This window comes from Shinella sp. JR1-6, assembly GCF_004284735.1.
Lineage (GTDB): Bacteria > Pseudomonadota > Alphaproteobacteria > Rhizobiales > Rhizobiaceae > Shinella.
In genome coordinates, this window is sequence record NZ_SHMI01000033.1 from 13,252 (window position 1) to 29,199 (window position 15,948).

The window sequence follows — 15,948 nt, forward strand, 5'->3', positions numbered from 1 at the left end:
CCTCAGCGGACATTGAAACGGCCGAACCTTTCCTCGATGCGGGCCTGCGCATATTCGAGGCAGATCGACAGAATCCAGTAGATCATGGAAGCGGTTATCAGCATTTCGATATGACGGAATTCGGTCTGGCCCTGGGTGCGGGCAAGATACATGATTTCCCAGACGCCCACCACGGAGACGAGCGAGGAATCCTTCAGCATGGCGATGAACTGATTGCCGGTCGGCGGGATGATGACGCGCATGGCCTGCGGCAGGATGACGAGCGCCATGGTCTGCGCCGGGCTAAGGCCGAGGGCGGTCGCACCCTCCGTCTGGCCGCGATTGATGCTCTGGATGCCGGCCCGGAAGATTTCCGTCATATAGGCGCCATAACAAAGCGACAGCGCCAGGATTCCGGCCGGCACGGCGCCGATCACGTAGCCGACCTGTGGCAGGCCGAGATAGATGATGTAGATCTGCATGAGCAGCGGCAGGCCACGAAAGAGCGACGTATAGAAGGTCGCAAGGCCGTAGATGACGCCGTTGTTGGAGAGTTTGGCGATGGCGCCGGCAAGGGCGATGATGGTCGCGATAATGATGGAGATCGCGGAAATATAGAGCGTCGTCGTCACACCCTGCGTGATGAGGAAGCCGATCTTCTTGGCGATGAAGGCGAAAGAGAGATCGAAGGAATAGAAGAATAGCATCAGGAGCACGAAGAGCTCGACCCAGACGCCAACCACCTGCCAGCGGCGCGGCAGCTGGCGCAGCGCCTTCCAGTTCGCCGCGAAGATGAGCGCGATCAGCACCGATGAGACGATGCGGCCGACGACCTGGTTCTCCTTCAGCCAATCGACCGAGGACGGCAGGATACGGCCGATCCATGCGGAGCTGACGCCGATGGAATAAAGCACTGCCGCGACGACGACGAGGACGAGCAGGCCGCCGACCCTGCGCGATGCTTCGGGATAGGTGAGTATCAATCGGCCAATCATGTTCCGCCCCTTGTTCTCGTTGAAGCCGCTTACGCTGCGCGTTCGCGCCACCAGTCCTGCGCCTGGAGTTTCCAATAGGTGAGCTGCGCCACGGCAAGCCCGGCGAGACCACCGGCCCAGACGAGGCCGAAGGGTTCGAAGAGCTTGTAGCGCTCGGTTTCGCCGAGAATGCCTTCCGCGATGACCTTGCCGCCGATCGCCGTGGTGTTGAGCCCGTGCCCGCCGAAGGCGGTGCAATACCAGACACCCGGACTCATGCGCCCGATCTGGGGCATCAGATGGCGGGCATAGGACATCAGGCCCGACCAGGCGAGCTCTGTCCTGAGATCCCTGAGCTGCGGATAGGTGCCGATCATCTCGGCGCGCAATTCCTTGACCAGGCCGGCCGTGGAGGCGGCATGGGTGGTGATGCGCCCACCCCACAGGATGCGGCGACCGCCGTCGACGAGGCGGTAGTAATCGCCGGCCCTGCGATTGTCGCCGATGGCGTTTTTCGTGGCAATCGCCGTGGCGATCAGTTCCGGCGCTTCTTCGCTAACCATGACATAGGTGGCGATCGGCAGGAAGGACCGCTTCAGCCTGCCGTTCAGCCCGTCGGTGTAGCCGCCTGTCGTGAAGACGACATCATGGGCTCTCACCTCGCCGCCCGCCGTTTTCACCCGTTTTTCAGTGCGGGAGAAATCCACCGATGTTGCGGGCGACTGCTCGCAGATGCGTCCGCCGAGACGCTCGATCTCGGCCGCGATGGCGCGCAGGTAGTTGAGCGGGTGCATGTGGAAGGCGTTCGGATTGCGCAGCGCCTGGAAGTAACGCTCGGACTTCAGCACGGCGCGTACGGCGTCGCGGTCCATATAGTCGAGGTCGTAACCGTATTCGCGGCGGGTCTCGTCCGCATAGGCCTTGAGGCTCGGGCCGTCGTCATAGCGCAGCACGCTCATGATGCCCGGTTCGGGCCGGGCGCCGTCGATACCGAGCGACTTGATGTTCTCGCGGATGAAATCCATGCCTTCGATGGAGAGATGGTGCAGCTTGCGCGCCGCATCTTTGCCGGTCACGCGGGCAATGTCGTCTCCGCCCGTCGCATAGCCGGGGCCGACGAAACCACCATTGCGCCCGGAGGCACCAAAGCCGACGCTTTCGGCCTCCAGCACCGTGACGCGTTTGCCGGCGCGGGCCAGCTGCAGCGCCGTGGTAAGGCCGGCAAGGCCGGCGCCGACGATAACCGCGTCGCATTCGACCGTGCCCGAAAGCGCCGGGCGCGTCGTCTGGTCCGCCATGGTTCGTTTGTAATAGGTGTCCGGATAGGACATCGCATGCTCCCCCTCAAATGAAATGGCGCGGGCTTATCCGCCCGCGCCGGTCTTGCATCAGTCGGCGCTGTAATCCTTGCCGTACCACTTGGTGGTGAGCGTCCCTAGCGTGCCGTCCTTCTTCATCTCCTCGATGATGCCGCCAACCTTGGCGGTCCATTCCGGATCGACCTTCTCGGCGATGACGACGAGCGGCTCACGGAAAGCGTATTCGCCCTCGAGAATCTTGACCGGGTAGCCATTCTTGATGGCGTTCATCGCGGTCTGCTCGGGCGCGATCACCGCGTCGAGGCGAACGCCCGCGCCAAGGCGCAGGTCGTCGAAGGGCAGCATGGAGTCGGCAAAGGTGCGGACTTCACCCGGCTCCAGCTTGTATTCGATCGGCGGCAGGCCCGGCGCATCGATTTCGAGCTTGCGGTTGATGAAGTCTTCCGAGGTCGTTGCCGTCTCGACGCCGATCACCTTGCCATTGAGGTCGGTGACGGACTTGGCGTCGCTGTCCTGGTGAACGACGTAGACATAGGGGCTGTAGTAGTAGATGCCGACGAAATCGATCACCTGGGCGCGCGCCTTGGTGGGCGTGACCGAGCCGACGCCGAGATCGTAGCGGCCCTGCCAGCGGCCACCGGTCAGCGTCTGCCAGTCCGGCGTCTCGAAGCTCACCTCGACGCCGAGGCGCTTGGCGATCTCGCGCGACACGTCGATGTCGAAACCGACCATCTCATTGCTGTCGTCGAGATAGCTCTGGGGCGGCCAGCCGCTGTTGGTGGCGACAACCATCGCCTTCTTTTCCATGACGCGGTCGAGCGTCTCGCCGGCCTGGGCAGACACGGCGGCAGCGACGAAGGCGGCGCCTACCGCCAGTCGCATGAAGAGCTTTTTCATGTGGTCCTCCTTGTGATCCGTCAGCTCAGATCCCCGTTTATGTAAGATGTCTGACAACCGAATGTGTCGACTCTCGTTCTCCACTGTCAAGGGGACGCGCATGAAAGAAGGAGATCGCTTCATGCTGCAGCGACATGAAACTGCGTAGACGTGCCCGCTATAGCACGTGAGCTGGGATCGGGCCGAGATAGTCATTGCTAAGATCGCGGGAATTGAGGCTGGTGGAGACGATCGCCTGGCCATCCGTGGATCCTATAGGCATGGCTGCGGAGGAAGGCGATCGCTCCAAGTTTTACAAAGAAGCGCGCGAGCGGCAGCCGTTGACGATGCCGCAAAGCGCGCCCACCGCCATGCTGAGCAACACGGCGAGCGGCGCCCTGCGATCCTCCCAATCCAGCGCTAGAACGTCTCCTATCCGATAACGTCTGATTTCAATTACGTGAGGATTTTGGTCGGTGTCCCGCGCTATCGGCGCGGAAGCCGGTTTGTGAAATTCGTTCAACTCACGCCAAAGCGCTCGGGCCGGAAGGTGGCGAGCATTGGGTGCTCAGCGCCCTTTGCCACCTCATAGGCAAGCAGTTCCCCGACGATGAGGCCGAGTGTTGCGCCACTGTGGCTAAAGGCGACATAGTAGCCCGCGATCGCTTTGAGTGCGCCGACCACCGGTTCACCGTCGCCGGGGATAGGCTTGCCGCCGACGCCGATGGAAGCGACCTCAAGCTTCGGATTGCCCTCCATCACCTTCGCTGCCTCGGCCAGCAAGGCATCCACGACGGCCTCGTCGATGTCGTAGCCGCCATCCGCGCGCGCGGTCACGCCCTCGTCCGCCGCCCAGTCGGCATCCAGCGAGAAGGTGCCGCCCGGTGCGGGGCGGACGGCGATGCGCGGCGTGTTGAGGACAGCGCGCAGGGGATGGGCGAGTGGCTTTGTTTGCACGAGCAGGGCGAGCGGCGTTCCGTCGCCGATCGTCTGGCCGCTATCCGCCGCCATCCGCGGCACCGCAGGCCCAGTCGCGAGCACGACGGCATCCGCAGCGAAGCGGGTGCCTGTCACGGTTTCCGCCCCCACTGCCCGACTGCCCTCAACAATGACGCGCGCCGCGCCCTGATCCGTCACCAGCACCCCGCCGAGGGCCGAAAACTCTTCAAGAAGCAGGCCGATCAAAGCCGGCAGGTCGACCCAGCCTTCACCGGGATTGAAGATCGCGCCCTGCGGCGTGATCGCCCTGGCATCGATGCCGGGCGTGACGCCGGCGACGGCAGCGGCCGGAAGCCATTGTGCATCATAGGCAAGCGAGACTTCGTAGCGATAGGCCGCGTCGATCTCGTTGCGCATGTCGTCGGCGTCCCAGGTCAGGCCGCCGTCGAAGCGAAGCCAGTCGACATCCGGAAACCGCGCCGCAAGCGTGCGGTAGCGGTCGATGCCGGCCATGCGCAGCCGGTGATAAGGCTCGGAGCGCATGCGCGCTGAATTCAGCCAGGAGAGCGAGTGGCCCGAGGCGCCATTGGCCGGCGGGCCGTCATTAAGGATGGTAACGCGGATGCCGCGCCGGGCAAGCTGAACGCCGGTGGAGACGCCGAAGATACCGGCGCCGATGATGACGGCCGAGGAGATGATGGTGTCGGTCATTGGATGTCTTTCAATCGTTTGGTCATGCAGGTGAAAAAAGCTGTTCAGAGCGGCTCCCAGCGGCCGCTCCCCGCGGAGCGGAAGAGCGCGTCGATGGCCTTCATATTGGCGAGCGAATCGTCCAGCCCGGCTTCGAGCGGCGTGCCGGTGAGAACGGCGTCGGCAAAGGCATCGGCCTGCTCGCGGTACTGGTCGACCGGCGCGATGGCGATCTCCTCTCGCCCGCCTCCGGCAAGATCGCGGCCGTCGTCCAGCACGAGCCGGGTCGGCGCATCGGCCGGCGCATTGAAGGGAACGGGGATTTCCAGGCGCGCCCACGTTCCGAGCACCGTGACCTTCTGCGTGAGGGCAAGCTGCGTGGAACAGGTGAAGGCAAGCTGCCGGCCTTCGGGAAACGCCAGCAGCCCGCTCGTCAGCCGGTCCGTGCCGAAGGTGGGATCCCTCTCCATCAGCGCAATCGCCCGCAGCGGCTCGGCGCCGAACAGGAAGCGGGCGGTGTTGACGGCGTAGCAGCCGACGTCGAACAGGCTGCCTCCGCCGATATCCGCCTGGTTGCGTACGTTTCGCGGATCGTCCAGATAGTAGGAGAATATCGTCAGGATGGCCCTCACCTCGCCGAGCCGCCCTTCGGTCACCAGTGCGCGCGCCGTCTTCCACTGCGGGTGGTGGCGCACCATGAAGGCTTCGGCGACAGGCAGGCCGGCGGCCTTCTGCGCGGCCGCAAGCTCCACCGCCTGTGCGGCGCCAAGCGCGATCGGCTTTTCGCAGAGTACCGGCTTGCGGTGTTCCAGCGCCTTGATCGTCAAAGGCACATGCAGGTGATTAGGCAGCGGATTGTAGATGGCGTCGATCGCGGGATCGGCCAGCAGGTCCTCGTAGCTGCCATAGGCCCTGGCGATGTCGAAGCGCGCGGCCATCTCCGTGGCCCTGCCCAGATCGCGCGAGGCAATGGCCGTCACGCGGCCAAGCCGGCTGGACTGGATGGCGGGGATCACCGCCTTTTCGGCAATGCCCGCGCAGCCGAGCACGCCCCAGCGTATCCTTCGTGTCATTATGTCCTCCTTCCCGGCTTAGAGCACTTCCGCGAGGAAGCGCTGCAGACGCGGGCTCTGCGGGTTGTCGAAGATCGCCTCGGGCGTGCCGGCCTCCACCACACGCCCCTCATCCATGAAGACGACCTGATCGGCGACGCGGCGGGCAAAGCCCATCTCATGCGTAACGACGACCATGGTCATGCCACGCTTGCCGAGATCGGCCATCAGATTGAGCACGCCCTTGACCAGCTCGGGATCGAGCGCGCTCGTCACCTCGTCGAAGAGAATGACTTCCGGCTCCATGGCGAGCGCGCGGGCAATGGCGACACGCTGTTGCTGGCCGCCCGAGAGGCCGCCGGGCCGGTGATGCCGCCGGCTCGCAAGACCGACATCGGCAAGGCTCGCCTGCGCGATGCGCTCGGCCTCGGCCTTGGGCAGGCCCTTGATCTTCGTCAGCGAGAGCATGACGTTTTCCAGCGCCGTGTGGTCCGGGAAGAGGTTGAAGTGCTGGAACACCATGCCGACCCAGCGGCGCAGGGTTTCCGGCTTCATGGAAAGGATGCTCTCGCTGTCGATGAGGATGTCGCCGCTCTTCGGCTCGACGAGGCGGTTGAGCCCGCGCAGCAGCGTCGACTTGCCGGAGCCGGACGGACCGATGATGCAGGTGACGCTGCCCGGCTTCACCGAAAGGTTGACGCCTTTGAGCACGTCGAGTTCGCCATAGGCCATGCCGAGATTGCGCACATCGAGGCTGCCGCCCTTGAAGACAGCCCCGGACGCACGGCTGGCGCCGTCCAGTTCGCTGACCTCCTCCAGCCCGCTGGTGATGATCGCCGGGCGCTGCTTGCCGATGCGCAGGCGATTGTCGATGGCGTTGACGACATGGGTGAGCGGCACGGTGACGACGAGATAGAAGATGCCCGCCAAAAGCAGCGGCGAAAGGTTGCCGGTGACGACGGCCTGATCCTGTCCCACACGGAAAATCTCGCGCTCGGAGGCAAGCAGGCCGAGGAAATAGACGAGGCTCGAATCCTTGACATTACCGATGAACTGATTGACGAGGGCCGGCAGTACGCGGCTCACGCCCTGCGGCACGACGATGAGCCGCATGCCTTGGCCATAGCTCATCGAGAGCGCTCGACAGGCTTCCATCTGACCACGGTCGACGCTTTGAATGCCCGAGCGAAAGATCTCGCCGATATAAGCGCCAGCGATCAGGCTGAGCGCCAGGATGCCGAGCGGATAGGGCGACGGGCCGAACAGTTCGCGGCCGATGCGGGCGAATCCCTGGCCGATCAGCAGGATGGTGACGATGGCCGGCAGGCCGCGAAAGATATCCGTGTAGAGGCGTGCGGGGATGCGCAGCCAGGGCGATCGGGAAATGCCCATGATGGCGAGCACCATGCCGATGACGACGCCCAGCACAGTCGAGGCCGCCGCAAGGATAAGCGTGTTCTTCAGGCCGACTGTGATCATGGTCGGCAGCACTTCGGCCATGGCGTTCCAGTCAAGGAAGCTGCGGCGCAGGTTTTCAAGCCAGTTCATCAGGAGGTCCCTTGGAAAAAAGACCGGTCCGACCGGAGAGGCCGGACCGGCAAGGCGGCATCACTGCTTGGGAAGATAGGAATCCGGCATCGGCGTTCCGGGGAACCACTTTTCGTGCAGGGTCTTCCAGGTGCCGTCCTGCATGGCGGCCTGGAGAGCTTTGTTCAGCGCCTCGCGCAGGGCGTCATTGCCCTTGCGGACGACAAAGCCGGCCGGCGCGTCGAAGCTCGGGATGTTGACGGCGACCTTCAGTTTGGGATAGCGCGCCGAGTAGTCCTTTGCCGCCTCGTAGTCGAGGAAATGCGCATCGACCGTTCCGTTGTTGAGCGCGGAGACGGCAGAGTTGTTATCCGGGAATTTTACCAGATCGGCCCCCGTGAAATTCTTTTCGGCATAGATTTCCTGCAAGGTGCCTTGCACGACGCCAAGGCGCTTGCCCTTGAGGCCGTCCGCATCGGTGATGCCGGCATCCGCTGTCAGCACTGTAAGGAAGCCGGCGAGATAGCCGTCAGAGAAGTCGACCGTCTCCTTGCGCTTGTCCGTCGTGCCGATCGCGGCGGCGGCGACGTCGAAGCGGCTATTTGTTGAGTATCGGTCGGATTAGACCCGGTTTTTCATGTAGCCTTGCCCCTGCTGAAGCGACGCAAAGAATTGGCATTAAAGGGAATTTTTTAGCTACGCATGGGTTAGGATAAACCAACAAACCGGGTCAAATCCCGGCGATATTCAACATCTTCGCCGATCTCCTCGCCAGGCTGAAGCGTCATCAGCACGAGCTGCATATTTGTTGCCGTATAAAGAACACGGCGAAAATCCGTGTTTCCCTCGGTCAGTTCCTCGATGTCATCAACAAATCCACGCATGATATGCTCCTTCTTCCAATTCATTTCACAAGTTTGGCTCGTTTCGTTGATCTCACTCAAATCCGCCCAATGAGACCTTCGCATATGGTCTTGTCGCCGATACGACTTCGGCGACAGTATCCTCAAGCTGTCCTTCCAGCAGCGGCGCGTCCACATCAAAGCATCCGCCAGGAAATCGAGACTCGTCGACCTGTGCATTCACGCACGGAGATCCCTTTGGTTTAGGCGACGATTCCACCACAGCTCCCAATTTGGTCGCCCAACGAACCAGAACCAAGGCAGCGGCCTGTGCATTCCTGCAAGCCTGGCTTGCCGGTTTCGCCAATCGCAATGCGTGGCCAAACCCTTAGATCAATGAGGCAGGGGACACCCCTCCTCCACTATCGAAAGGAACCCGATCATGACCCAGAAAACCATCCTTCGCAGCGATGAACTTTCCTGCCCATCCTGCGTGCCGAAGATCGAAAAGGCGCTCAACGCCCTTCCGGGCGTCGCGAAGGCCGAGGTGCGCTTCAACACCGGCAAGATCGAGGTTGAGCACGACCCCGCGCAAGCCAGCGTTGAAGCGCTGGTCGAGGCGGTGCGCGGCACCGGCTACGAGGCGCAACCTGCCGCCTTCTGATCGGCACTCCGCCTTTTTCGCCGCGCCGCGAGCCGGCGCGGCAGGCACGCTTTTCCGGCATGGATGAAGATGAAAGGAGCGATGAGATGAGCAATCTTGTCAGCAGGATCAAGAGCGCCTTCGTGCATCCGGCACGGCGGCGCTTCTGGCTGACGGTCGGCAGCGGCGGGTTGATCGCGGCTGGCCTTCTGGCACGCTACGGTTTTGGCATGATCGAGGCATGGACGGCGCTGATGGTCGCGGCAGCTTTTCTTGCCGGCTCCGACATCGCCATCCGCGCCTGGCGTTCGCTGCTCGTAAAACATTTCAGCATCGAACTGCTCGTCACCGTCGCGGCGGTCGGCGCGTTGTTTATCGGCGAGGTCTGGGAGTCGGCGGCCGTCACTTTCCTCTTCATTTTCGGTGGCTGGCTGGAGGCGCGCACCATGGGGCAGACCCGTGGCGCGCTGAAGGCATTGCTCGATGCCGCGCCCGCCACCGCGACCGTGCTGCGCGACGGCGATCCCGTCGAGGTGCCGGCGCATATGGTCCAGCTTGGCGAGACCGTGCTGGTCAGGGCCGGTCAACGCATCCCGGTGGATGGTGAGGTGACCGAAGGCACCGCCGCCGTCAGCGAGGCGGCGATTACCGGTGAGCCGATGCCGGCCGAGAAAGCGCCTGGTAGCCACGTTCATGCAGGAACGATCGCCGAGAACGGGTTGCTGCGCATCCGCGCCACCAATGTCGGCGCCGACACCACCCTTGCCCGCATCATTCAGCGCGTCGAGGAAGCGCAGGAGGAAAAGGCCCCGAGCCAGCGTATGATCGAGCGCTTTGCGCAATGGTATACGCCGTCGATCATCGGGCTCGCGGTCGCCGCCTTCGCGGTGACGCAGGACATCCGCCTGGCGCTGACGCTGCTGGTCGTCGGTTGCCCCGGCGCGCTGGTCATCTCGACGCCGGTCTCCATCGTCGCCGGCATCGGCCGGGCGGCGCGCAGCGGCATCCTGATCAAGGGCGGTCAGCATCTGGAAAGTGCAGGCCGCATCGATACGCTGGCGCTCGACAAGACCGGCACGCTGACGGAAGGCAAGCCGCAGCTCGCCTCTATCGTCGCGCTCGGCGGCATTGCCGAGGCCGAGTTGCTGCATCTGGCTGCGACCGCCGAGACCGGATCGACCCATCCGCTCGGCCGTCCCATCGTCGAGGCTGGCCGCAAGCAGGGGCCGCTTTCCACGCCCGAGGCGCTGGAGGAACATGCCGGCATGGGCCTGAGCGCCCGCATCGACGGCCGCGTCATCGCCGCCGGCAACCGACGCCTCATGGATACGCTCGGCATTACGCTGGGCCAGGAGGGCGAAGCCGCCCTGGACCGTCTGCTGTCCAATGGCCAGACGCCGATCCTGGTGGCGCGTGACGGGCAGTTGATCGGGATGCTGGGCATGTCCGACATGGCCCGTGAAGGCGCGGCGGAAGCCATCGCCCGTCTGCGTGACATCGGCATAGGCCGTGTGGTCATGCTGACCGGCGACCAGCATGGCGCGGCCGAAGCCATCGCCCGCGAGGTCGGCATCGACGAGGTCCATGCCGGGCTGATGCCCGAGGACAAGCTGGAACTGATCCGGAAGATGAAGGCGGATGGCGCGCATGTCGCCATGGTCGGCGACGGCATCAACGATGCACCGGCGCTTGCCGCAGCCGACACCTCGATCGCCATGGGCGCGGCCGGCAGCGACGTCGCCATCGAGACCGCCGACATCGCGCTCCTGAAGGACGATCTCGGCAAGATCCCCGAGGCGATGGCGATCTCGCGCGCAACGCTGGGCAATATGCGCCAGAACCTCGTCATCGCACTGGTGACGGTGGCCGGACTGCTGGCGGGCGTGTTCTCCGGCAATGTCCATATGGCCGGCGGCATGCTGGTCCACCAGCTTTCGGTGCTGATCGTCATCGCCAACGGCATGCGCCTGCTGCGCGTGCCGAAGGCCACCGCACCCGGCGGACGGGCGTCAAAAACAGCCACCGCCCGGCCCGCAACTGTGGCCGCGCGAGGCTGAAGCCTCCTCGCAGACCCCGCAGCGATGCGGGGTCTGTTGTTTTTGCGGCGCCAACCCTGTCTCATTGCTCGCAACCGCCAGAAAGGATCGACATGAATACCAGGACCGCCCCGTGGAACGACGTTCTCGACTTCTGGTTTCCCGAAGGCCGCTCCTCACAGATAAAGGCTGAAACTCATCGCGATCACTGGTCGTGGCGGTTGCACGGCGGAGCGGATGACACGATCGTCGCGCGCTTCGCCGACCTCACGAGGAGCGCAGCCTCAGGCGATCTCGACGACTGGGCCGACGAACCCGAAGGCAGGCTGGCGCTCATCATCGTGCTCGACCAGTTCTCACGCTCGCTGTGGCGCGGCACGCCGCGGGCTTTCGCGCAGGACCCTGCCGCACTGTCGCTGGCGATGGAGGGGTTCTCCAACGGCCACTATGCATCGCTCGGCACGCCCTGGTACAGGGTCGTCTACAGTCAGCCCCTTGGCCATTGCGAAGGCCCGGATCACCTTGAGCGCATCGATCTGCTCATCGGGCTTCGCGAAGAGATAGCGGCGGAAGCGTCCGCTTCCCTTCAACCGATATACCAGTCGCTGGTGAACCAGGCCGGTGATGTGCGCAAGGTCATCGCCGCTTTCGGCCGTCACCCGCACCGCAATCAGGTCCTCGGCCGAGAATCGACGCAGGCGGAAGACGCTTACATCGCTGGAGGGGATTTCCCGCACGAGAGGGCGTTTCAGGCGTGACGCCTGGAGGCGAAACGCATCGAGGGTTGATGCTTTCGTCGGCTGCTCGGGTAGATTACGGTTGTTGCGTATTCGTATTCTCTGGAAGGAAAACATCATGGCTGACACTTGGCTTCCCTCACTCAAGACAGCAACCCCGCAGGAGGGGTTCGACCTTGCCACCAAAATGGCGCGGGTCGGCGTCAAGGTGACCCAGCCGTCCGCAGAAATTCGCGACAAGCTGCGCGCGGCCTACGATCAGGACACCGCGCAGCTGATCGCCTCCTCACAGGTGATCGCCATCCATTTCCAGACGGTGGCAGCCGCCAACAATTATTGGCGCGACTGACGCCCGGTCAATCATAGGCGAGGGCGTCAGTCGCACCGGCGTTTCAGTCAAAGTTTCAGCCCTCGCAATCGCAGCGCATTGGCGATGACGCTGACCGACGACAACGACATGGCGGCCGCCGCGATGATCGGTGAAAGGAGGAGGCCGAAAGAAGGGTAAAGCACGCCCGCGGCAATCGGGATGCCGGCGGCATTGTAGATGAAGGCGAAGAACAGATTCTGGCGGATATTCGCCATCGTCGCCTGCGACAGACGCCGCGCCTTCACGATCCCCATCAGATCACCCTTGAGCAGGGTGACACCGGCGCTTTCGATGGCGACATCGGTGCCCGAGCCCATGGCGATCCCGACATCGGCAGCCGCCAGCGCCGGCGCATCATTGACGCCGTCGCCCGCCATGGCGACCACACGGCCTTCCGCCTTGAGACGGCTCACCACGGCGCTCTTTGCATCCGGCAGCACGTCGGCCTCGACCTCATCGATGCCCAGTTGACGTGCGACAGCTTCGGCTGTGGTTTTATTGTCCCCGGTCAGCATGACGATGCGGATACCCTCGCCATGTAAGGCTTTCAACGCTTTCTGCGTCGTTGCCTTGACCGGATCGGCAATGGCGAAAATGCCGCCGGCCCTGCCCTCAATGCCGATATAGATCGCCGTCGCGCCATCGTGGCGCAAGGCGTCCGCCCGTTCGGCAAGGGCCGACGCATCGACACCATGCTCCTTGAGGAACGCCGCATTGCCGAGCACGATCGCCTTGCCCTCGACGGTGCCGAGCGCGCCCTTGCCGAGAGGAGAGTCGAAGTCCACCACGGGCGGGACCTCGATGCCCTTCTTCTCTGCCGCCTCCACGATCGCCAGAGCAAGCGGATGTTCCGACGCCTTCTCGACGCCAGCGGCAAGCCGCAGGATTTCCGTTTCATCGAAGCCGTTTGCCGCAACGACCGCCGTCACCGACGGCTTGCCCTCGGTGAGCGTGCCGGTCTTGTCGACGACGAGCGTGTCGACCTTCTCCATATGTTCGAGCGCCTCGGCGTTCTTGATCAGGACGCCGGCGCTCGCACCCTTGCCGACGCCGACCATGATCGACATCGGCGTCGCCAGCCCCAATGCGCAGGGACAGGCGATGATCAGCACCGAAACGGCCACGACCAGCCCATAGGCAAAGCGCGGCTCCGGCCCCCAGATGCCCCAGACGATGAAGGCGAGAATTGCAATGACAATGACCAGCGGCACGAACCAGCCCGAGACCTGGTCGGCCATGCGCTGGATCGGCGCCCGCGACCGCTGCGCGTCGGCCACCATCTGGACGATGCGCGACAGCATGGTATCGCGGCCGACCTTTTCCGCACGGATCACCAGCGCCCCGGTCTGGTTCAGCGTGCCGCCGATGACCTGATCGCCTACAGTGCGGGTGACGGGCATGGATTCGCCGGTCACCATCGCCTCGTCGAGCGAAGAGCGGCCGTCCTCGACCACGCCATCGACGGGCACTGTCTCGCCGGGCCGCACGCGCAGCCTGTCACCGAGCACGACATGCTCGACCGGCACGTCTTCCTCCATGCCGTCGTCACTGACGCGCCGCGCCGTCTTCGGCGCCAGATCGAGAAGCGCCCTGATCGCGCCTGATGTCTGCTCGCGGGCGCGCAGTTCCAGCACCTGGCCGAGCAGCACCAGAACGGTGATGACCGCCGCCGCTTCGAAGTAGACCGCGACCGTGCCATCTTCCGCGCGAAAGGCGGCGGGGAAAATGCCCGGCGCAAGGACGGCGACGATACTGTAGGCCCAGGCGACGCCCGTGCCCATGGCGATCAGGGTGAACATGTTGAGGCTGCGATTGACCAGCGACTCCCAGGCGCGCTCAAAGAACGGCCATCCGCACCACAAAACCACCGGCGTTGCCAGAACGAGCTGAATCCAGATCGATATCCGCATCGGCACCAGATGATGCAACGCGGGCACGAGGTGGCTGCCCATTTCGAGCACGAACACCGGAGCGGCGAGGACCAGCCCGATCCAGAAGCGCCGCGTCATGTCGGCGAGTTCCGGGCTGGGGCCGCTGTCGGCGGTCACCATCAACGGCTCCAGCGCCATGCCGCAGATCGGGCAGCTTCCCGGCCCATCCTGCCGGATCTCGGGATGCATCGGACAGGTCCAGATCGCTCCCTCGGGCGCGTCCGGAGCGGGCGCCGCGTCTCCGGCAAGATAACGGGCCGGGTCCGCCTTGAATTTCGCCTTGCATGAAGCCGAGCAGAAATAATGGGTGTGGCCCTCATGGGTCAGGTGATGTTCCGCTGTCTGCGGATCGATCTCCATGCCGCAGACGGGGTCCTTCACAAGATGTCCGTCACCCGAATGGGCGTGACCATGCGAATGGTGCTGATGCTCACCGTGTCCGTTCATTCTCTAACCCGCCGCCTCACCTGAACCTGGAAAACTCATCGTTTCGCTACATTGCCAAACAGCGCGTTCAGCCCCTCGGCCATTGTCGGATGCGCAAGAACCGCATCGCGCAGGACACTGTAGGACAGACCGCCAAGCATGGCCGCCTGCGCCACGGCCATCACTTCTCCGGCCTCCGAACCGATCATCGCAAAGCCTGCGATCCGGTCCTGTGGATCGATCAGCGCCTTCATGAAGCCCGAGGTTTGCGAGGTCGTCCGCGTCCGCAGCACCGCCTTCATTGGCAGTTTCGCGACGCGCAAATCCATTCCATTGGCCCGCGCTTGCGCTTCGCTCATGCCGATGCGGGCAAGGGGCGGGTCGATGAACATGCAATAGGGCATCAGCCGCCCGGTGGTCGTTCTGTCTCCACCGTCAAGATTGTCCCGGATAATTCGGAAATCATCGAGCGATGCGTGGGTGAATTGCGGACTTCCCGCGCATTCTCCGATGGCCCAGACGTCCCTTGCAGTTGTCTCCAGTCGATCGTTCACCTTGATGTAACCGCGATCCGTCAGCGCAATGCCTGCCTCTTCGAGACCGATCCCTCGCGTGTTGGGCGTGCGGCCGGCAGCGACCAGAATGTCCGTGCCCTCGATCGTTCTTAAACCGCCCGGCGTCCGAATGGTGGCGCGCACGCTTTCGCACGACCGGCCCTCCACCTTCTCGACTTCGGCCGACAAAAGCACCTCCATGCCTTCCGCCTCCAGAATCCGCCGAACTTCTTCGGACACATCTTCATCCTCGCGCTTCAGCAGCCGTGGCCCACGGTCCACAATGGTGACGCGGCTGCCGAAACGCCGATAGGCCTGCGCGAGTTCAAGGCCGACATAGCCGGCGCCGAGCACGATCAGATGTGCCGGCAACCGGTCCAGTTCGAGCGCCTCGATATGGGTGAGCGGCCTGGCTTCGGCCAGACCGGGGACGGGTGGAATGGTTGCATGTGTTCCAAGATTGAGAAACAGCTTGTCCGTGGCGAGCAGTCGCGTCCCGCCGTCGTTCAAGGCAACTTCGATCGTTTCTGGTCCGATGAGGCGGGCGTTGCCCATGATGAGTTCCGCGCCCGTCGCCTCGTAGCGTTCGAGATGAAACGCAACCAGACCCTCGACCATGGCGCGCTTGCGCGCCACGACCGTCTTCATGTCGACCGAGACAGGGCCGGATGCAACGCCGTACTCCGCGGCGTGGGCAACGGCATGAGCAATACCCGCGCTCCATATCTCGTTCTTGCTGGGCAGGCAGTTGATGTTGGGGCACGAGCCGCCGATCCAGCGCCGCTCGATGACAGCTACCTTCTGGCCGGCTTGCGCCATATGCCAGGCGAGGTATTTCCCGCCCTCGCCACTGCCGATCACGACAGCGTCGTAGCGTTCCGCTTCCATCATCAACTATGCATCCTTCTGCAACAGCGACCCTATCCGCGCGATGAAAATATGGCGCTCGGCCATATATGCGGGATCATGTCATACTCTTGCGGTGTCGAACAATTACTGTTGCTTTTGAGGGAGGCCCCTTGAGGTGGCCTTACTGCCAGTTTCGGCGCCGTC

At 63.7% G+C, this 15,948-nt stretch carries 13 protein-coding genes and 1 pseudogene; 4 read left to right on the top strand and 10 right to left on the bottom strand.

Annotated elements, in window-relative coordinates:
* Positions 1-2: 2 nt before the first annotated feature.
* The 8 genes and pseudogenes from EXZ48_RS30170 to EXZ48_RS30205 all read right to left on the bottom strand — a co-directional run bounded on the left by EXZ48_RS30170 (position 3) and on the right by EXZ48_RS30205 (position 8,240).
* Entirely contained in the window at positions 3-974 is a 972-nt protein-coding gene (locus EXZ48_RS30170; RefSeq protein ID WP_023515930.1) for an amino acid ABC transporter permease, read from the bottom strand.
* A gap of 29 nt (positions 975-1,003) precedes the next feature.
* Positions 1,004-2,284, bottom strand: coding sequence for an FAD-binding oxidoreductase (locus EXZ48_RS30175; RefSeq protein WP_023515929.1), 1,281 nt, complete (start codon positions 2,282-2,284; stop codon positions 1,004-1,006).
* 57 nt (positions 2,285-2,341) lie between these two features.
* Complete coding sequence (locus EXZ48_RS30180) at positions 2,342-3,169, bottom strand: transporter substrate-binding domain-containing protein (protein ID WP_023515928.1); 828 nt, start codon at positions 3,167-3,169, stop codon at positions 2,342-2,344.
* 498 nt (positions 3,170-3,667) lie between these two features.
* A complete protein-coding gene (locus tag EXZ48_RS30185) occupies positions 3,668-4,798 on the bottom strand; it encodes an FAD-binding oxidoreductase (RefSeq protein WP_130520653.1) in 1,131 nt (376 codons plus the stop codon).
* Positions 4,799-4,842: 44 nt separating this feature from the next.
* Positions 4,843-5,850 carry a Gfo/Idh/MocA family protein gene (locus tag EXZ48_RS30190; protein WP_130520655.1) on the bottom strand — a complete coding sequence of 336 codons (1,008 nt, stop codon included), beginning with the start codon at positions 5,848-5,850 and terminating at the stop codon, positions 4,843-4,845.
* Positions 5,851-5,868: 18 nt separating this feature from the next.
* Positions 5,869-7,377 carry an amino acid ABC transporter permease/ATP-binding protein gene (locus EXZ48_RS35900; protein ID WP_130520657.1) on the bottom strand — a complete coding sequence of 503 codons (1,509 nt, stop codon included), beginning with the start codon at positions 7,375-7,377 and terminating at the stop codon, positions 5,869-5,871.
* 60 nt (positions 7,378-7,437) lie between these two features.
* Positions 7,438-7,959, bottom strand: a pseudogene (locus tag EXZ48_RS30200) (ABC transporter substrate-binding protein); the annotation flags it as partial.
* Positions 7,960-8,063: 104 nt separating this feature from the next.
* Positions 8,064-8,240: a hypothetical protein gene (locus EXZ48_RS30205; protein WP_245462399.1), complete on the bottom strand. Its 177-nt coding sequence runs from the start codon at positions 8,238-8,240 to the stop codon at positions 8,064-8,066.
* A 400-nt stretch (positions 8,241-8,640) separates the two neighbouring features.
* Here EXZ48_RS30205 and EXZ48_RS30210 point away from each other — a divergent pair, with 400 nt between their 5' ends.
* From EXZ48_RS30210 to EXZ48_RS30225, 4 genes are all read left to right on the top strand, one after another.
* Entirely contained in the window at positions 8,641-8,862 is a 222-nt protein-coding gene (locus tag EXZ48_RS30210; RefSeq protein ID WP_035032918.1) for a heavy-metal-associated domain-containing protein, read from the top strand.
* 86 nt (positions 8,863-8,948) lie between these two features.
* Positions 8,949-10,898 carry a cation-translocating P-type ATPase gene (locus EXZ48_RS30215; protein WP_245462400.1) on the top strand — a complete coding sequence of 650 codons (1,950 nt, stop codon included), beginning with the start codon at positions 8,949-8,951 and terminating at the stop codon, positions 10,896-10,898.
* 92 nt (positions 10,899-10,990) lie between these two features.
* Positions 10,991-11,635 (top strand): DUF924 family protein, encoded by a 645-nt coding sequence (locus EXZ48_RS30220; protein WP_130520661.1) that lies wholly within the window; start codon positions 10,991-10,993, stop codon positions 11,633-11,635.
* A 97-nt stretch (positions 11,636-11,732) separates the two neighbouring features.
* The gene (locus EXZ48_RS30225) at positions 11,733-11,963 is read left to right on the top strand and encodes a hexameric tyrosine-coordinated heme protein (RefSeq protein ID WP_024845346.1); all 231 of its coding nucleotides are present in this window, start codon (positions 11,733-11,735) and stop codon (positions 11,961-11,963) included.
* Positions 11,964-12,010: 47 nt separating this feature from the next.
* Here the strand turns inward: EXZ48_RS30225 and EXZ48_RS30230 are convergent, their stop codons facing one another.
* Positions 12,011-14,362, bottom strand: a complete 2,352-nt coding sequence (locus tag EXZ48_RS30230; protein WP_207900547.1) for a heavy metal translocating P-type ATPase — start codon at positions 14,360-14,362, stop codon at positions 12,011-12,013.
* A 35-nt stretch (positions 14,363-14,397) separates the two neighbouring features.
* Complete coding sequence (locus tag EXZ48_RS30235; RefSeq protein WP_130520663.1) at positions 14,398-15,786, bottom strand: mercuric reductase; 1,389 nt, start codon at positions 15,784-15,786, stop codon at positions 14,398-14,400.
* Between the last annotated feature and the right edge of the window lie 162 nt (positions 15,787-15,948).